The organism is Streptacidiphilus sp. EB103A (assembly GCF_041261405.1).
Taxonomy (GTDB): domain Bacteria; phylum Actinomycetota; class Actinomycetes; order Streptomycetales; family Streptomycetaceae; genus Streptacidiphilus.
Window position 1 is genome coordinate 187,675 of the sequence record NZ_JBGCAQ010000016.1, and the last position, 17,176, is coordinate 204,850.

Genomic DNA, 17,176 nt, shown 5'->3' on the forward strand with positions numbered 1-17,176 from the left:
TGACGGCAGCCCGGGTCTGTCAAGGGTTGGGCGGCATCTCGCTGCGCCGGGGTGATCTTGCCGATTTCGGCTCAAAGAGGCGTCAGGAAACGGCTCCAGGATGGCGGTCCGCGGTCCGGTGCACCCCTGCCCACCTGGGCAACGGGTCGGTATCCGCTGATTCCACAAGCTAAGGCTTCACGCCGTGTCCCGAGCAACGGAGTAGAAACCCAGTGTTCACGCGAAGGTCGCGGATCGGGAACTGTTCGGGAACTGCGGAGGCTTGTCTAGTGAGACTTTACGGAAAGCGGCGGCTGATGGCCTGCTCGGCGTTGGTCGCCGCCTCGGTGGTACTGGCGGGATGCGGATCCAGCGGCGGTAGCGGCGCCGGCAGTGGGTCCTCCGGGAGCAGCGGCGCCTCCGGCGGGAGCGACGCGGTCGCCCAGGGCCTCGCCATGGCGGAGCAGCAGGTGGCGAAGGACTCGGCGACGACCTCGACCTACCCGGTGCCGACGGCGGCGGTCTCGGGCACGGCGAAGTTCAAGGGCCGGACCGTCTACTACATACCGCTGGTGCAGCAGATCCCCGGCTTTGTGGTCACCGCCGCGACCATGAAGACGGCGCTGGCCAAGGCCGGCCTGTCGCTGCAGGTGTGCGACGGCCAGGGCCAGCCGTCCGCCGTCGCGGCCTGCGTGCAGCAGGCGGAGGGGGCCAGCGCGGCCGGGATCATCACCGACGCCATCGAGTACGGCATGGCGCAGAACGCGCTGGACGCCGCCAAGTCCAAGGGCATCCCGATCATCATCGCGGACCAGATCGCCCCGGCCGGCACCGTCAACGACAACGCGCTGACCTACGTCCCCGGCGCGATCGACCAGCCGACCCAGATCGCCTGGTGGATGATCGCCGACTCCAAGGGCAAGGGCGACGAGATCATCGCGGCCGAGGCGGACTCGACCTCGTCGTGGGCGTATGTGACCAACTCGCAGGCGATCTACTCGAAGTACTGCCCCGACTGCAAGGTCACCGTCAAGAAGATCACCGCGACCACCAGCGCGCTACTGGCCTCGGCGACCAGCTCCAACGTGCTCAGCAATCCCGGCGCGACCTACTACTACACCGAGTTCGAGGACAGCCTGCAGGACACCGTCCAGGGCCTGCAGCAGTCGGGACGGGCCTCGTCCATGTCGCTGTCGGTCGCGGGCGGTTCGGTCAACGGCCTGGGGCTGCTCAAGGGCAGCTCCGTGGTCAAGGCCGTGGTCGCGGTGGACCAGCCGTACGCCGGATGGGCGCTCACCGACGAGATCCTGCGGATGATGACCAAGTCCGGTCCGGTCACCGAGACCTTCCCGACCCGGTTGTTCACCAAGCAGAACATCGGCAGCGTGCAGGTGACCGCGGCCGCGCAGGCCTCGGGCGAGTGGTTCGGCGACTCCTCGTACGAGACCTCCTTCGCGAAGCTCTGGGGCTAGGGGGTGACGGGCATGACGGGCATGGAGCCGGCTGCCGCCGCCGACCCGCGGGCCGGCGGCCCCGAGCCGGGGCGCCACCGGCTGGAGGTCGCCGGGCTGTCCAAGACGTTCGGGCCGGCGCGGGTGCTCCGCGACGTCCGACTGCAGGTCGCCCCGGGCGAGTTGCACGGCCTGGTGGGTCAGAACGGATGCGGGAAGTCGACCCTGGTGAAGATCCTCACCGGGGTGTACACGCCCGATCCGGGCGGGTCGCTGACGGTGGACGGGCGGTCGCTGGCGCTGCCGGTCCGGCTGGCGGAGCAGCGGGAGGCCGGAGTCTCGGTCGTGCACCAGAACCTCGGGCTGGTCGACGAACGGACCATCTGGGAGAACGTGCGGCTGGGCCGCTACCGGGCCGGCCGGCTGTCCCGGCGGATCGACCGGAAGGAGGAGCGGCGGGCGGTCGAGGAGGTCCTGGTCAGGCTGGGCCGTCCGATGGACGTCGGCGAGCGGGCCGGGGCGCTGTCCGCGGAGGACCGCGCGGCCGTGGCCATCGCACGGGCGATGCAGGACCACCGTCCCGGCAGCGGTCTGATCATCTTCGACGAGTCCACCCGGGCGCTCGGCCGGTCGGCCCGGTCCCGGTTCTTCGACCTGGTCAGGTCGCTGATCGCGGGCGGGGCCTCGGTGCTGCTGATCTCGCATCAGCTGGAGGAGATCGTGGAGGTGACCGACCGGGTCACGGTGCTGCGCGACGGCGCCGTGATCGAGGCGGGCGTCCCCACCAGCGAGGTCGACGAGACCGCGCTCACCCGGATGATGCTCGGACGCCATCTGGTCACCCACGACCGGGTGGTCACCCAGGCCCAGGAGGAGGCGCTGGCCTCGGTGCGGGGGCTGTCCGTAGGTCCGGTGGACGGCCTGGACCTGGACATCAGGCGGGGCGAGATCGTGGGCTTCACCGGGCTGGTCGGCTCGGGCTTCCAGGAGGCCGCCGAGGCCATCGGCGGCGCACGGCGGGCCCAGGACGGTCAACTCGCGCTCCAGGGGCAGGATCTGGCGCTGGGTCAAAGACGCGGTTCGACCAGTGAGTTCGTCGCGGCGGGGGTGGCCTTCGTGCCCGAGAGGCGTCTTGAGGAGGGGCTCGCCGGGGAGTTGTCGGTAGCCGACAATCTGACCCTGCCGCGGGTCCGCAGCCGCGGCGGCCCGCTGCGGATCGGCGCGGCCTGGCAGGCCGAGGAGACCGCCGCGATGATCGCCCGGCTCGACATCCGGCCGCCCGACCCCAAGGCCCCGGTCGCCACGCTCAGCGGCGGCAACCAGCAGAAGGTGCTGCTGGGCAAGTGGCTGGCCGGCAGGCCCAAGCTGCTGGTGCTGCACGAGCCCACGCAGGCGGTCGACGTCGGGGCCCGGCACGACATCATCGACGCGATCCGGGAGGCGGCCAGGGAGGGCTGCGGGGTCGTGCTGGCCTCGGTCGACGCGGTCGACCTGGCCGTGCTGTGCGACCGGGTGCTGGTCTTCCGGGACGGCCGGGTCGCCCAGGAACTCAGCGGCGAACTGGACCAGGACGCCATCGTGCAAGCGACGTTCGGCGCTACCGAGAACGGAAAGGGGTGGGTTGGCTGATGGACGCCGCCCAGCAGCACAAGCAGGACATCGTCGAAAGCCCGCCGGGCCAGGAGGAGCCTGAGCCGACACCTCAGCCCGCACTCCAGGCGGACCTGCCCGAACAGGCGCCACCGCCGGTCCGCAGGCCGGTGCCCGGTCTGGCCTCCCGGATCCGCAACGTCTCCGCGCGCTATGCGGTGATCGCCGTCTGGGCGGCCATGATCGCGGTCTACGCCGCGGCGGAGCCCGGTCTGTTCATGCGGACACCGACCTTCCAGACCATCTTCAGCTCGCAGCAGCCGCTGGTGTTCCTCACCATGGCCCTGCTGTGCACCATCTGCGTGGGGGAGTTCGTCGACCTCTCGGTCCCGGCGGTGTTCAGCTTCTCCGCGACACTGCTGCCGGTGCTGGTCGTCGACCACGGCTGGGCGGTGTGGCCGGCGGCGGCCGTCGCGGTCCTGGCGGGGGTGGCGATCGGCGCGGTCAACGGTGTGCTGGTGGTCGTGGCCGAGGTGAACACCATCGTGGTGACGCTGGGGATGAGCACCCTGCTCGGCGGCATCTCGCTGTGGATGTCCCACCTCAATTCGGTCAGCGGACTCTCGGCCGGGTTCGGCAGAATCGCGCTGTACGAGGTGGGAGGCCTGCCGGTCTCCTTCTACTACGGGCTGGTGCTGGTGGCGGGCTTCGCCTACCTGCTGGCGTTCTCCCCGCTGGGACGCCACATCCGCTTCGTCGGAGCCAGCCGGGAGGTCAGCCGGCTCTCCGGGGTCAAGGTCGACCGGATCCGCTTCGGCTCCTTCGTCGCGGCCGGGCTCCTCTGCGGAGTCGGCGCCGTGATCGCTGTCGCCGCCCTGGGCGGGTACAACCCGACGACGGCCGACAGCTATCTGCTGCCGACCTTCGCCGCGGTCTTCCTCGGCACCGCGATCATCGAGCCCGGAACCTTCAACCCCATCGGCACCCTGATCGGGATCTACTTCCTGGAGACCGGCATCCTCGGGCTGCAACTGCTGGGCCTGCAGGCCTGGGTGTCGCCGGTCTTCTACGGCGGCGTCCTGGTCGTCGCGGTGACCCTGTCGACGCTGCTGCGCCGACGAAGGTCGTAGCCGGGTTCTGCGTGCGGCCTCCTATGGCCGCGTGCGGCTACGCGTCGAGCGGCACCAGATCGTGCCGGTGACGCTCCGCCAGGAGTGGCAGGGTTCCCTGGCGGAGCCACCGGTCGAAATGGTCCGAAGCGAGGTGCGCCTCGAACGCGGCCTGGTCCGTGTACTCCTCGCAGAGGACGAAAGCCGCGCTGTCCTGGGGATCGCGGTAGACGTCGTAGCGAAGATTTCCGCTTTCCGCACGGCTGGGGGCCAGCATGTTCCGCAGGGAATCCCCGACCTGCTTCTCGGAACCCGGCTGTGCGCGGTAGCGGGCAATCACAACGTAGGACATGGCGATCCATTTCTCGGGGTTGGTAGGTGCGCTGAGGTGCGCGGAGCGCTGCCCATACTGGCGGACGCCGACACCCGCGCGAAGCTGTCGACCATGACCGGACGGTCAACCAAAGCTTGCAAATCCGCATGGTCCGCACACGCTTTCTCGCTCCTATGCTCAGCATCACTCGGTGGGGTTGAACGGAAGAAGGTTCGGCGCGTATGTCAGTGAAATCAGTGCCTCGGCTGGTCGGTGGGGAGTGGCGGATGCCGACGGGCGAGCGCACGCTCGACGTCGTCGATCCCGCCGACACCCGCCGGGTGGTCGCCCGGATCCCGGCGATGACCGCCGCCGAGGTGACCGAGCTGTACGACGAGGCCGCCGGGGCGGCCGCCGGCTGGGCCGCGCTGTCCCCGCTGGACCGCGCCGCGGTGATGAGCCGGGGCGCCCGCACGCTGCGCGAGCGGAGCGAGGAGATCGCCGCCGACCTGGTGGCGGAGATGGGCAAGACCCGGGCCGAGGCCGAGGGGGAGGTCGAGAAGGCCGCCGACTTCTTCGACTACTACGCCGGGTTCGCCCGCCAGCCGTGGGGCGAACTGCTCGCCGACGGGCGGCCGGGCACCCGGACCAGCGTCCGCCGTGAGCCGGTCGGGGTCGTCCTGCTGGTCACCCCCTGGAACGACCCGCTGCTCACCCCGGCCCGCAAGCTGGCCCCGGCGCTGATCGCGGGCAACACGGTGGTGCTCAAGCCGGCCACGCAGACCCCGCTGGTGTCACTGCACCTGGCCCGGGCGCTGCACGACTCCGGGCTGCCGGCCGGTGTGCTGGGAGTGGCGGTCGGCAGTATCCGGCAGATCGAGGAGGCGCTGCTGGACGACCCCCGGATCGACGCGGTCTCCTTCACCGGCAGCACTCCGGTCGGCCGGTCCCTGCAGCGTCGGCTGGCCGGGCGCAACGTCCGGCTGCAGACGGAGCTGGGCGGCAAGAACGCCTCCGCGGTCCTCGCCGACGCCGACCTGGACCTGGCCGTCCGCACCATCGCCTCGGCGGCCTTCGGCCAGACCGGGCAGCGCTGCACCGCCACCAGCCGGGTCGTGGTCGACCGGGCCGTCGCCGAACAGGTCGTCAGCGGCCTGGTGGCGCAGGCCGAGGCGCTGCGGGTCGGCCCGGGGGAGGGCAAGGACACCGTCATCGGCCCGCTGGCGGACCCGGGGCACCGGGACAGCGTGCTGCAGCACATCGCGCGGGCCGCCGCCCAGGGCGCGGGCATCGCCGCCGGCGGAGCCGCGCCCGAGGGCGAGGAGTACGCCCACGGCTGCTACGTCCGGCCCACCGTCCTGGTCGGCGTGGACCGCGGGATGGACATCTGGCGCGAGGAGGTCTTCGGCCCGGTGATCGCGGTACAGGTGGTGGACGGGTTCGACGCCGCGGTCGAGGCGGTCAACGACTCCGTCTACGGGCTGAGTTCGGCCGTGTTCACCCGGGACCTGCGGCAGGCGGAGGCGTTCAGCGACCGTGTCCGGACCGGTCAGGTGTCGGTGAACCTGCCGACCATGGGCTGGGATGTGCACATGCCCTTCGGCGGCTTCGGCGACTCCGGCTCCGCCTTCAAGGAGCAGGGCAGCGAGGCACTGCGCTTCTACACCCGGGTCAAGACCGTCGCCATCCGCTACGACACGGGGGTGTGAGCGATGGCGCTCCAAGCTTCTCAGGTGCGGCCTGTCGGCGTCGTCGGGGCCGGACTGGTCGGCCTGGCCATCGCCCGGCTGCTGACCCAGCGCGGCCATGAGGTCGTCGTCTTCGAGAAGGAGGCGGAGGTCTCGCTGCACCAGTCGGGACACAATTCCGGCGTGGTCCACTCCGGGATCTACTACACGCCCGGCTCGCTCAAGGCCGTGCTCTGCCGACGCGGGGTGACGCTGATTCAGGAGTTCTGCGAGAAGCACGAACTGGAGTACCGGGAGATCGGCAAGGTCATCGTCGCGCACTCGGACGGGGAGGTGGAGCGACTGCGCGACCTGGAGACCCGGGCCGAGGCCAACGGCGTGCCCGGCGTCACCTGGCTGGACCCCGCGCGGCTGCGCGAGATCGAGCCGAACGTCCAGGGGCTGGCCGCGCTGCACTCGCCGACGACGGCGATCGTGGACTACCGGCAGATCGCCCGGGCCATGGCGGACGAGATCACCGAGGCCGGCGGCCGGGTGCTGCTCGGGCATCCGGTCACCGCGATCACCCCGAACCCCCGTCACGGCGTCACCGTCCGCAGCGGGGAGCAGCAGTTCGAGCTGGACCGCCTGGTGATCTGCGCCGGACTGCAGTCGGACACCGTGGCCGGGCTGGCCGGTGACCAGCCGTCACCCGCGATCATCGCCTTCCGCGGCGAGTACTACCGGCTCCGACCGGAGCGGGCCGGCCTGGTGCGCGGGCTGGTCTACCCGGTGCCGGACCCGGAGTACCCGTTCCTCGGCACGCACCTCACCCCCAGGGTCGACGGCACCGTGGACGTCGGCCCGAACGCGGTCTTCGCGTTCGCCCGCGAGGGCTACCGGCGCAGCGACGTCAACCTGCGCGAGCTGGGCCGGGCGCTGGCCTGGCCGGGCACCCGCCGGCTGGCGAAGGAGCACTGGCGGATGGGGCTGCGCGAGATGCGCGGCTCGCTGTCCAAACGCGCCTTCACCGCCGCCGCGCAGCGGTACGTGCCGGAGCTGAGGCCGGACGACCTGGTACCGGCCCCGGCCGGGGTCCGGGCACAGGCCCTGGACGAGCGCGGCCGACTGGTGGACGACTTCCGGATCTCCACGGTGGGACCGGTGACCGCGGTGCGCAACGCACCCTCGCCGGCCGCCACCTCCTGCATGGCGATCGCCGAGCACGTGGTCGACCGCCTGGCTCGGACGCTCTGAGGCTTTCTTCTCCTTTACTGAATTACTGAATCGGACATCCACGAAAGAGGACCCGCATGTTCATCGTCGACACCCAGATCCACGTCTGGAAGGAAGAGACCCCGGACCGCCCCTGGGTGCCCGGTGCCCGTGAGCGCATCCGGCTGAACGGACACCGCGAGGAGGCCTTCAGCTTTGAGGAGGCCATCGGGCTGATGGACGAGGCCGGCGTGGACCGTGCGCTGATCCTTCCCCCGTCCTGGGAGGGCGACCGCATCGACTACTCCCTGGAGGCATGCGAGGCGTACCCGGACCGCTTCGGCATCATGGCCCGGATCCCGCAGAACAAGCCGGCCGAGGGCGCCGCGATGATGCGCGACTTCGCCCAGAACCCGCATGTCAAGGGCACCCGCCTGACCTTCCACCGGCCGATCGACCGCAACTGGATGATCGACGGCACCAACGACTGGTACTGGCCGCTGGCCGAGGAGCTGGGCCTGCCGACGATGGTGCACGCGCCGGTATGGAAGGCCGAGCTGGGCGCGATCGCGGCGAAGCACCCCCAGCTGAAGATCATCATCGACCACATGGGCATCATGGCCCGCTGCGTGGACGACGCCATCGGCTACTGGGCCCAGGAGACCGCGGACCTGCACAAGCACCCCAACATCTACGTCAAGGTCTCGGCCATCCCCGGCTACTCCACCCAGCCCTTCCCCAACCTGAACATCGCCAAGTACGTGCACGCGATGGTCGACCAGATGGGCAAGGAGCGCTGCTTCTGGGGCACCGACATCACCCGTCTCATGGGTCACGGTCTGACCTGGAAGGACACCATCGACCAGTTCACCGAGCACTTCGGCTTCACCGAGGAGCAGCTTGAGTGGATCATGGGCCGGGGCATCAGCGAGGTCCTCGGCTGGCCGATCCCGGTCGAGGCGCCGGCCCAGGCGCCGGCCCAGGCGCCGGCCGACGCGCCGGTCGAGGCAGCGGCCGCGGAGGCGGCGCGATGACCGATGAGCACCTCGACGGCGGCGAGGCTGTGCTGGCCGCCTGTCGGAGCCTGGGCGTGGACGTGGTCTTCGCCTCGTCCGGGTCGGAATGGGCCCCGGTCTGGGAGGCGCTGGCGCGCCAGGACCGGGACGGGACCACGGGACCGCGCTATGTGGACCTGCTGCACGAGACCCTCGCGGTGGCCATGGCCACCGGCTACGGCCTGGTGACCCGTCGGCCGCAGCTGGTGCTGGTGCACGCGGTGCCAGGTCTGCTGCAGGGCGCCTGCGGGATCCACGGCGCACTGCTGGCCGGGGTGCCGATGGTGGTGGCCTCCTCGGAGTCCACCGGCTACGGGGACGGCCGGGGGCAGGACCCAGGGTCGCAGTGGTACCGCAACCTGTCGATCGTGGGCGGCCCGCAGGCCGTGGCCAACCCGTGGACCAAGTGGTCCACGCAGGTGGGCGACGTGTCCACGCTGTACAGCTCGGTGGTCCGGGCGGCGGAGATCGCGGCCCGGCCCACGGCGGGGCCGGTCTACCTGAACATCCCGGTGGAGGTGCTGCTCGACGAGTGGACCCCCTCCGCCCTGGTCGGCCGCGCGATCCCGGAGGCCGGCCAACGGGTCAGCACCGTCGGCGACCTGGAGCAGGCCGCCCGGCGGCTGCTCGCCGCCGAACGTCCGGTGATCGTCACCGAGTCGGCCGGGCGCCACGCGGACGGGTTCGAGGCGCTGCTGGAACTGGCCGAGACGCTGGCCGTCCCGGTGATCGAGCCGCAGGCGGCGGTGTGCGCCAACTTCCCGCGCACCAACCCGCTGCACCGCGGTGGCGACACCGCAGCCGCGGTCGCCGACGCCGACCTGGTGGTGCTGCTCTGCTGCCGCGCGCCCTGGTACCCGCCGAGCGATCGGCCGGTGGCCGCGGACGTCCTGGTCATCGACGACGTGCCGCACCGGCCCTACGTCGACTACCAGGTGCTGGGCGCGGACCAGTACCTGGAGGGCGACATCGGCCCCACCCTGCGCGCCCTGACCGGGGCTGTCCGGGCGGCCGGCGTGGACGAGCAGAAGGTGGCCGCCCGGCGGGCCGAACTGACCGTGCCGCGCCGCAACGCGACGACCCCCCGGCAGCCCGGGGAACACTGGATCGACCCCGGCGACGTGGTCGACTGCCTGCGCGAACTGCTGGACCCGGACGCGGCGGTGGTCGACGAGACCATCACCCACGCCCGGATCGTGCAGCAGCGCCTGCAGGCCGACCGCCCCGGCCGGTACAGCTACGTCCAGGGCGGCCTGGGCCAGGGCATCGGGGTGGCGCTCGGGGTCAAGATGGCCGACCCCGGGCGTGAGGTGGCGCTGGTCATCGGGGACGGGGCGATGCTCTACAACCCGATCGTCCAGTCGCTGTCGGCGGCGCGGACCCTGGACCTGCCGATCCTGATCGTGGTCTTCAACAACCGGCAGTACCGCTCGATGAAGCTCAACCACCTGCGCTTCTACCCCGACGGGGTGGCGGTGCGCGAGGACGACTTCCGCGGCGTCGACCTCGACGGCCAGCCCGAACTGGCCAAGGTGGCCGAGTCGCTGGGCGTGCTCGGGCTGAGCCTCACCGAGCCGGAGGAGCTCAAGGCCGGTCTGGCGCAGGCCCTGGCCAGTGTCCGCAACGGGGTCAGCGCCCTGGTGGACGTGCGCGTCACCCGCTGAACCCGCGGTTCCACCCGTATCGCCCACCCCCACCACCGACCCATCGACCTCATGGAGGTTTCCGTGGCCAAACCACGCACCATCGTGCCGGAGAAGGCGCTGCGCACGCTGGTCAGCGACCTCTTCGTCGTGTCAGGAACCAGCAGGGAACACGCCGACACCGTCGCCGACGTTCTGGTCTGGGCGAATCTGCGGGGGGTCGACTCCCACGGGGTGTCCCGGGTCCCGCGCTACCTGGAACTCCTCGACAGCGGTGAGGCCAAGGCCAGGCCGCGGATCCGGGTGGACCACTTCAAGTCGGCGGTCGCCATGGTCGACGCCGACTCGGCCCCCGGGCCGGTGGCGCTCACCCGGGCGATGGACGAGGCCGTCAGCATGGCGCGCTCGGCGGGGGCCGCCTGGGTCGCCGTCCGCGGCACCGTGCACACCGGTGCCATCGGCTACTACACCGAACGGGCCGCCCAGTACGGCATGGTCGGACTGGGCATCGTGGCCGGGGTCCCCAACATGGGCTACCCGGGCGCGGCCGGCGCCGCCGTGGCGACCAGCCCGCTCTCGGTCGCGGTGCCGGCCGGTCGGCATCCCACCGTGCTCCTCGACATGGCCACCGCGGTGATCGCGCTCGGCCGGATCGCCCAGCACAAGGCCGCCGGCACGCCGCTGCCCGAGGGCGCCGCGCTGACCAGGGACGGCCGGCCCACCACGGACCCGGCCGAGGCGGCGGTGCCGCTGCCGATGGGCGGTGCCAAGGGCGCCGGCATGTCCCTGGTCTTCGAGCTGATGGCCAGTGGTCTGACGGCCAATCCGATCGTCAGCTCGTTCCACAGCGGTGACCCGGAGGGTAAGCGGCACCGTCAGAACGCGCTGCTGATGGCCATCGACATCGCCGCCTTCACCCCGGTCGAGCAGTTCCGGGCACTGGTCGACGAGACCGTGGAGACCATCAAGGCGCTGCCGAAGACCGATCCGGACGGCGCACTGCTGCTGCCCGGTGAGCGGGGCTCGCGGACGCTCGACGAGCGCATCCTCAAGGGCGTCCCGGTGCCGGACGCGCTGCTGGCCAAGCTGGTCGCGCAGGCGCAGGCCCGCAAGGTCGCCGTGCCGGAGGGGATTCCCCAGTAGGCACGGGAAGGACGCGGTCCGGACCGGGGACAGGCCCCCGGCCCGGACCGCTTTCGCGCCGTCAGCTGTCCGCGACCATCCGGTCCTCCGGCGACAGGTGCTCCACGGTCACTCCGTTGGCCATGAAGGTACGGGTGACATAACCGGAGTCGTACACCCACAGAATGGTCATCGGGGTTTCCCCGGTGTTGCGGAAAAGGTGCGGAATTCCGGCTTCGACATACGTCGTGTCGTACTGCTGCAACGGGGTCACCACTCCGTCGATCTCGACTTCGGCGGCACCGCTCAGTATCGTCACGTGCTCCACGCAATTGTGGGTGTGCAAGGGCGCTCCGGTGCCCACCGGGTACGTACTGATGCCAGAGGTCAAGGTGGTCTTCTCGACGGCGCTGCTGCGGGTGACCAGCGGGATCGTCTCCACGCTGCCACCCCTGTTGAGCCTGGTCACAGCCGCTGCCTTGATGATGGTCACGGGGATCTCCTTCTGGTTTCCGCTGGTTCGCCGTCAGGCTAGACCGGAGTCGCCCCGGGCGGTGCCGCAGGACGCGCACACTAATGTTTCGCCGCCCGCGCCATGAATCACCGGCCGACGGTGGACAGCAACTCGGCATTTCAGGAGTGTTGACCCACCACCAATTCCGGCGGTCTTACGAAGGAGCGCGCGCCGATGCGTCTTGGACCCCTTACCGATCTCAGTCCCAAGCAGCAGGAGATCAGTGACCGCATCACCGCTCGCCGGGGCGGGACCCGGGGGCCGTTCCTGGTCTGGCTGCGCAGCCCGGAGCTGTGCGAGAAGGTCGAGGCGCTCGGCGCCTACTGCCGCTTCGAGTCCTCGCTGCCGCTGCGGCTGACCGAGCTGTCGCTGCTGATCGCGGCGCGCCACTTCGACGCCCAGTACTCCTGGAACGCCCACATCGACAAGGCCGTCGAGGCCGGCGTCTCCCGTGCCGCGATCGAGCGACTGGCCCGTGACGAGGCACCGCAGTTCGAGGCCAAGGACGAGCAGCTGCTGTACGCCTTCGCCACCCAGGTGCTGGAGGAGCACTTCGTGGCCGATGCCACCTTCGCCGAGGCCCTCGCCGCGTTCGGCGAGAACGGCGTGGTCGACATCATCGGCTGCCTCGGCAACTTCTCCATGCTGTCCATGCTGCTGAACACCTTCCAGGTGGACCTGCAGGCCGACCGTGAACCGCCTTATCCGGACATCCGCGGCTATGCCCGGGTCGCGCCGCGTCCCCGCAGGTCAGGGGCTTCCGGAACCGGCGAGGAGAACGTAGGGTCACGCCCTGACAGCAAGTAGAGCAAGTACAACAAACAGCGCAGCACAGCAGTGAGCACGATGCACACAGCACAAAGGAGTCCTGTGGATCGCATAACCGTGATGCGGAGTTTTGTGAGCGTCGGAGAGCAGGGCAGCTTCAGCCAGGCGGCCCGCCGCCTAGGCGTCTCCGGTTCCCTGGTCTCCCGGCACATCACCGAGCTGGAGCACCAGTTGGGGACCCGGCTGGTGAACCGGACCGCCCGGGCGGTCACCCTCACCGCCATCGGACGCCGGTACTTCGACTTCGCCCAGCGCATCATCGACGAGATCGACACCGAGGACGCCGCGCTGAGGGGAGCACAGGACAAGGCCGAGGGTCAGCTCGCGGTGATCTGCCCGAAGTGGATCGGGAACCTGGACCTGGGGGAGGCGATCGCGGACTTCTCGGTCGACCATCCGAAGATCCATGTCCGCTTCGAGGTGGGCGGAATGTCCGACCGCACCTTCGACTTCCTGGACAAGGGTTACGACGTCGCTTTCCACACCAGGGGGTTGCGCGATTCGACCCTTCTTGTGCGGAAGGTCTCGGATCTCGATTTTATGCTGTGCGCCTCACCGGACTACCTCAAGCGCCACCAGCCGCTCGTGGACCCGTCGATGCTGGCCGACCACGAATGCCTGGTCCATATCAACGACCCGCTCTGGCGGCTCTACCGGGAGGGCCAGGAAACGCACCTCAAGGTGCTGCCTACGGTCTATTCCTCCAACAGCTACCTGACGCTGCGCAAGGCCGCGGTCCGCGGACGCGGGCTGGCCCTGATGCCGGTCCGTACCGTCGCCGATGACCTCAGGAACGGGACCCTGGAGCGGGTGCTGCCCGACTACGCCGGCCCGGCCCGGTCGCTGTACGCCGTGCACTCGCCAGGCGCGCACACGATGCGCAAGGTCAGGGTCTTCCTGGACTACATCTCGGCCTGGTTCAAGCGGAACCCGATGACCACCGCCGGGACCCTGCACGACGTGCAACCTTAATATTCCCGTCGCTGCCGTGTACCGCCCTTGAAGGCTTCCATGCGCCCGCCTAGGCTGGCTGTGAATTCACGGGGCCCGGATTTCACCTTTCCCACGTGCGCTGGATCGCCGAATACGAAGAGAAGGCCCCCATGACCATTGTCCGGATAGAGCGGGCGGTGTACGGAGTCGAGGACATGGCCGAGTGCGCCAGGTTCTTCGAGGATTTCGGACTCGACCCGGTCCACAAGTCCGACGTATCGGTCGAACTGGCCACCAGGACCGGGCAGATCGTGGAACTGCGGCCGCTCGACGACCCGATGCTGCCGGCGGCCGTCGAGCCCGGGTCCACGATTCGCGAGATCGTCTGGGGCGTAGGTTCCCAGGCCGAGCTGGACCGGCTGCACACCGAACTCAGCCGCGACCGCGAGGTCACCCTGGACGGCGAGGGGGTGCTGCACACCCTGGACGAGACCGGCTACGGCATCGGCTTCGCCGTAGTCGCACCGCAGGCCACACAGCCAACGGACAGGCCGGTCAACACGCATGGCGACGCCCGGCGCTGGAACGCCCCGATCGACCCCTTCGGGCGGGTCCGGCCGCTGCGGCTGTGCCATGTCGCGCTCAACATCCCCAAGGACGGGCACGAGCGGGCCACCGACTTCTACCTGGACCGGCTGGGCTTCCGGGCCACCGACGTGGTGAAGCCGATGGGCACCTTCATGCGCGCCGAGGGCGACTCCGACCAGCACACCATCCTGCTGTGCCACCGTCCGGACCGGGCCGGCGTCAACCACACCGCCTATGAGGTACGGGACTTCGACGAGGTCGTCCTCGGTGCCAACCACATGATCGAGCAGGGCTGGCGCGAGGCGCGGAAGCTGGGCCGGCACACAGTCGGCTCCAATGTCTTCCGTTTCGTTCACGCCCCGTGCGGCGGGCGGGTCGAGTACGCGGCCGACATGGACCGCGCGGACGACAGCTTCGAGACCCGGGTGCACGAGACCACCCCGCCGCACCACATCTGGACGCTGCAGACGAACCGCGACAACGATAGAGAGGGCGAGGCATGACCGCCACCAGTTCCTACCCGCCCCTGGCGCTGTACATCGACGGTGCGTGGACGCAGGGCAGCGGCAGCCGTCGCGAGCCCGTCGTGGACCCGGCCACCGAGCAGGTGCTCGCCGAACTCCCGCTCGCCGAGCAGGCCGACCTGGACGCGGCCCTGGCGGCGGCCGACCGCGGTTGGCGGCTCTGGCGGGACACTCCGATCGAGACCCGTTCCCGGATCCTGCACACCGCGGCCCGGCTGCTGCGCGAGCGCGCGCAGGAGATCGGCCGGGTGATGACCATGGAGCAGGGCAAGCCGCTGGCCGAGGCCGCCGGCGAGGTGCAGCGGGTGGCCAACCTGCTGGAGTGGGACTGCGAGGAGGCCCGCCGCGCCTACGGCCGGATCATCCCGACCGGGCCGGGCGAGAACCTCACCGTGCTGCGCGAGCCGATCGGCCCGGTCGCCGCCTTCGTGCCCTGGAACTTCCCGGCCGGAAGCCCGATGCGGAAGATCGCCGCCGCGGTGTCGGCCGGCTGCTCCATCGTCATCAAGGCCTCCGAGGAGGTGCCCGGCACCGCCGTCCTGATCACCCGGGCGTTCCACGACGCCGGGCTGCCGGCCGGGGTGCTGAACCTGGTCTTCGGCGTGCCGGAGGAGGTCTCCAGCCATCTGATCGTCTCCCCGGTGATCCGGTTCGTCGCCTTCACCGGGTCCATCCCGGTGGGCAAGCACCTGGCCCAGCGAGCGGCCTCGGTGATGAAGCCCTCGGCGATGGAGCTGGGCGGCCACGCCCCGGTGATCGTCTGCGCGGACGCCGACCCCAAATCCGCCGCAGTCGCCTGCGCCCGCGGCAAGTACGTCAACGCCGGCCAGGTCTGCACCTCGCCCAGCCGCTTCTTCGTGCACCGCTCGATCGCCGAGGAGTTCACCACCGCCCTGGTCGAGGCCAGCGAGGCGGTCCGGGTCGGCAACGGCCTGGAGCCCGAGGTGCAGATGGGCCCGCTGGTCAACGCCCGCCGCAGGGAAGCGGTGCACCGACTGGTCACCGACGCGAGGGAGAAGGGCGCCAGGATTCTGACCGGCGGTCAGATCCCGGACGGACCTGGATACTTCTACCCGCCCACGGTGCTGGTCGACGTCCCCGAGGACGCGGCGATCCTCTCCGACGAGCCCTTCGGCCCGCTCGCCCCGGTCATCGTCTTCGACGACCTCGACGAGGCGCTGCGGCAGGCCAACTCCCTTCCCTACGGCCTGGCTGCCTACGGCTTCACCAACCGCGCCGACACCGCGGACCGGCTGATCCGCGGCTTCGAGGCGGGCATCCTCTCCATCAACCACACCGGCGGCTCGGTGCCGCAGGCGCCCTCGGGCGGGTACAAGGAGAGCGGCTACGGCCGCGAGGGCGGCGCCGAGGGCCTGGACGGATACCTGGTCACCAAGCGGGTCTCGCACCGGCTGCAGGCCTGAGATGAGATGGATACGCTTCCGGGCCGGCGAACGTACCGGCCACGCGGTGCTGGACGACGCGGGTGTCCACCCGGTCGACGGTGTGCCCTGGGACGAAGCCAAGGCCACCGGTGAGCTGCTGACGCTCGATCAGGTGACGCTGCTGCCGCCGGTGGTACCGCCCACGTTCTACGCGGTGGGCTACAACTACGCCGACCATGTTCGCCATGTCCGCCATGTCGCCGAGCGGATGGGCACGAAGCCCAACCTGCCCGAGCGGCCCGAGGTCGGCTACCGCGCGGCCAACGCGCTGACCGGCCACGGGCAGCCGGTGGTCAGGCCGGCCGACTTCACCGGACTGCTGGAGGCCGAGGGCGAGCTGGTGGCCGTCATCGGCCGGCAGCTGCGCCGCTGCTCGCGGGAGGAGGCCCGTGCGGGGGTCTTCGGCTGGACGATCGGCAACGACGTCAGCGCCCGCGAGTGGCAACGCGGCGACCGTACCTTCTGGCGGGCGAAGAACAGCGACACCTTCAAGCCGATGGGGCCGTGGATCGAGACCGAGGTCGATCCCATGGCCTCCACCACCACGGTGAGCGTGAACGGGGTCACCGCCGCCGAGTTCGCCACCGGAGGCATGATCTTCGACCCCTACGACTACATCGTCGAGACCTCCCGCTACATCACCCTGCACCCGGGCGATGTGCTGTGGATGGGCGCAGACGCGACCGTGGCGATGAACGTCGGCGACACGCTCTCCGTCGAGATCTCCGGTATCGGCGTCCTGAGCAATCCCGTCGTCCAAGAGGAGCCGCACTCGGCGGCCGAGGAGAACCCATGAGCACCCGACCTGCCTACATTCACCACGTCAACTTCCCCACCACCGACCCCGATCGCACCGCCACCTGGTACACCCAGGTCTTCGGCCTGAAGCGGATCACGCCCAGGAGCAACACCAAGGTCGTGCTGATGACGCGCGGCAACTTCGACCTGCACTTCACCCCGGTCGAGGAGATGGACCGGATGTCGCCGTACCACTTCGCCATGGAGGTGGAGGACTGGGACGACTTCCTGGAGCACCTCAAGTCGCTCGGCATCCGCCACACCCGGCCGATCGAGCGCCCGGAGAACAACTCCAAGTTCTGCTACATCCACGACCCCGACCACACCATGATCGAGCTGGTCTACCACGGCAACCGACCGCCGCTCGGCGGCGGCAAGCCCTCGACCGAGCCGCGGAGCTGA

16 protein-coding genes are annotated in these 17,176 nt (G+C 70.2%); 14 read left to right on the top strand and 2 right to left on the bottom strand.

Annotated features, from left to right (window positions below; genetic code table 11):
- The first annotated feature begins 269 nt into the window (after positions 1–269).
- From ABH941_RS26405 to ABH941_RS26415, 3 genes are read left to right on the top strand one after another with little or no spacing between them, the layout of a single operon-like run.
- Entirely contained in the window at positions 270–1,451 is a 1,182-nt protein-coding gene (locus ABH941_RS26405) for a sugar ABC transporter substrate-binding protein (protein WP_370131998.1), read from the top strand.
- A 12-nt stretch (positions 1,452–1,463) separates the two neighbouring features.
- Complete coding sequence (locus ABH941_RS26410; RefSeq protein WP_370131999.1) at positions 1,464–3,059, top strand: sugar ABC transporter ATP-binding protein; 1,596 nt, start codon at positions 1,464–1,466, stop codon at positions 3,057–3,059.
- Complete coding sequence (locus tag ABH941_RS26415) at positions 3,059–4,150, top strand: ABC transporter permease (protein ID WP_370132000.1); 1,092 nt, start codon at positions 3,059–3,061, stop codon at positions 4,148–4,150. Before ABH941_RS26410 ends, ABH941_RS26415 begins: the two co-directional genes overlap by 1 nt.
- 37 nt (positions 4,151–4,187) lie before the next feature.
- Here the strand turns inward: ABH941_RS26415 and ABH941_RS26420 are convergent, their stop codons facing one another.
- Positions 4,188–4,481, bottom strand: coding sequence for a putative quinol monooxygenase (locus tag ABH941_RS26420; protein ID WP_370132001.1), 294 nt, complete (start codon positions 4,479–4,481; stop codon positions 4,188–4,190).
- A gap of 248 nt (positions 4,482–4,729) precedes the next feature.
- Here ABH941_RS26420 and ABH941_RS26425 point away from each other — a divergent pair, with 248 nt between their 5' ends.
- From ABH941_RS26425 to ABH941_RS26445, 5 genes are all read left to right on the top strand, one after another.
- Complete coding sequence (locus ABH941_RS26425; RefSeq protein WP_370132002.1) at positions 4,730–6,151, top strand: aldehyde dehydrogenase; 1,422 nt, start codon at positions 4,730–4,732, stop codon at positions 6,149–6,151.
- Between the two features lie 24 nt (positions 6,152–6,175).
- Positions 6,176–7,366 carry an L-2-hydroxyglutarate oxidase gene (lhgO, locus tag ABH941_RS26430; RefSeq protein WP_370132003.1) on the top strand — a complete coding sequence of 397 codons (1,191 nt, stop codon included), beginning with the start codon at positions 6,176–6,178 and terminating at the stop codon, positions 7,364–7,366.
- A gap of 56 nt (positions 7,367–7,422) precedes the next feature.
- Positions 7,423–8,358 carry an amidohydrolase gene (locus ABH941_RS26435; protein WP_370132004.1) on the top strand — a complete coding sequence of 312 codons (936 nt, stop codon included), beginning with the start codon at positions 7,423–7,425 and terminating at the stop codon, positions 8,356–8,358.
- Positions 8,355–10,043, top strand: coding sequence for a thiamine pyrophosphate-dependent enzyme (locus tag ABH941_RS26440; protein WP_370132005.1), 1,689 nt, complete (start codon positions 8,355–8,357; stop codon positions 10,041–10,043). The genes ABH941_RS26435 and ABH941_RS26440 overlap by 4 nt, the downstream gene beginning before the upstream one ends.
- Positions 10,044–10,106: 63 nt before the next feature.
- The gene (locus tag ABH941_RS26445) at positions 10,107–11,165 is read left to right on the top strand and encodes an Ldh family oxidoreductase (protein ID WP_370132006.1); all 1,059 of its coding nucleotides are present in this window, start codon (positions 10,107–10,109) and stop codon (positions 11,163–11,165) included.
- Between the two features lie 61 nt (positions 11,166–11,226).
- Here the strand turns inward: ABH941_RS26445 and ABH941_RS26450 are convergent, their stop codons facing one another.
- Complete coding sequence (locus tag ABH941_RS26450) at positions 11,227–11,637, bottom strand: cupin domain-containing protein (RefSeq protein WP_370132007.1); 411 nt, start codon at positions 11,635–11,637, stop codon at positions 11,227–11,229.
- Positions 11,638–11,832: 195 nt separating this feature from the next.
- On the opposite strand from ABH941_RS26450, the gene ABH941_RS26455 reads away from it, so the two are divergent.
- The 6 genes from ABH941_RS26455 (at position 11,833) to ABH941_RS26480 (ending at position 17,176) form a co-directional block, all read left to right on the top strand.
- Positions 11,833–12,465 (top strand): carboxymuconolactone decarboxylase family protein, encoded by a 633-nt coding sequence (locus tag ABH941_RS26455; RefSeq protein ID WP_370132008.1) that lies wholly within the window; start codon positions 11,833–11,835, stop codon positions 12,463–12,465.
- 63 nt (positions 12,466–12,528) lie between these two features.
- Complete coding sequence (locus ABH941_RS26460; RefSeq protein WP_370132009.1) at positions 12,529–13,458, top strand: LysR family transcriptional regulator; 930 nt, start codon at positions 12,529–12,531, stop codon at positions 13,456–13,458.
- A 131-nt stretch (positions 13,459–13,589) separates the two neighbouring features.
- Positions 13,590–14,510 carry a VOC family protein gene (locus ABH941_RS26465; RefSeq protein ID WP_370132010.1) on the top strand — a complete coding sequence of 307 codons (921 nt, stop codon included), beginning with the start codon at positions 13,590–13,592 and terminating at the stop codon, positions 14,508–14,510.
- Positions 14,507–15,955: an NAD-dependent succinate-semialdehyde dehydrogenase gene (locus tag ABH941_RS26470; protein ID WP_370132011.1), complete on the top strand. Its 1,449-nt coding sequence runs from the start codon at positions 14,507–14,509 to the stop codon at positions 15,953–15,955. Before ABH941_RS26465 ends, ABH941_RS26470 begins: the two co-directional genes overlap by 4 nt.
- 1 nt (position 15,956) lies before the next feature.
- A complete protein-coding gene (locus tag ABH941_RS26475; RefSeq protein ID WP_370132012.1) occupies positions 15,957–16,772 on the top strand; it encodes a fumarylacetoacetate hydrolase family protein in 816 nt (271 codons plus the stop codon).
- A complete protein-coding gene (locus ABH941_RS26480) occupies positions 16,769–17,176 on the top strand; it encodes a VOC family protein (protein WP_370132013.1) in 408 nt (135 codons plus the stop codon). The genes ABH941_RS26475 and ABH941_RS26480 overlap by 4 nt, the downstream gene beginning before the upstream one ends.

What these genes read in the sequence shown, in the direction of transcription:
- ABH941_RS26480 (WP_370132013.1), top strand. Translation starts at nt 16,769, where the DNA reads ATGAGCACCCGACCTGCCTACATTCACCACGTCAACTTCCCCACCACC.
- ABH941_RS26410 (WP_370131999.1), top strand. Translation starts at nt 1,464, where the DNA reads ATGACGGGCATGGAGCCGGCTGCCGCCGCCGACCCGCGGGCCGGCGGC.
- ABH941_RS26420 (WP_370132001.1), bottom strand. Translation starts at nt 4,481, where the DNA reads ATGTCCTACGTTGTGATTGCCCGCTACCGCGCACAGCCGGGTTCCGAG.
- ABH941_RS26435 (WP_370132004.1), top strand. Translation starts at nt 7,423, where the DNA reads ATGTTCATCGTCGACACCCAGATCCACGTCTGGAAGGAAGAGACCCCG.
- ABH941_RS26425 (WP_370132002.1), top strand. Translation starts at nt 4,730, where the DNA reads ATGCCGACGGGCGAGCGCACGCTCGACGTCGTCGATCCCGCCGACACC.
- ABH941_RS26455 (WP_370132008.1), top strand. Translation starts at nt 11,833, where the DNA reads ATGCGTCTTGGACCCCTTACCGATCTCAGTCCCAAGCAGCAGGAGATC.
- ABH941_RS26415 (WP_370132000.1), top strand. Translation starts at nt 3,059, where the DNA reads ATGGACGCCGCCCAGCAGCACAAGCAGGACATCGTCGAAAGCCCGCCG.
- ABH941_RS26470 (WP_370132011.1), top strand. Translation starts at nt 14,507, where the DNA reads ATGACCGCCACCAGTTCCTACCCGCCCCTGGCGCTGTACATCGACGGT.
- ABH941_RS26475 (WP_370132012.1), top strand. Translation starts at nt 15,957, where the DNA reads ATGAGATGGATACGCTTCCGGGCCGGCGAACGTACCGGCCACGCGGTG.
- ABH941_RS26465 (WP_370132010.1), top strand. Translation starts at nt 13,590, where the DNA reads ATGACCATTGTCCGGATAGAGCGGGCGGTGTACGGAGTCGAGGACATG.
- ABH941_RS26440 (WP_370132005.1), top strand. Translation starts at nt 8,355, where the DNA reads ATGACCGATGAGCACCTCGACGGCGGCGAGGCTGTGCTGGCCGCCTGT.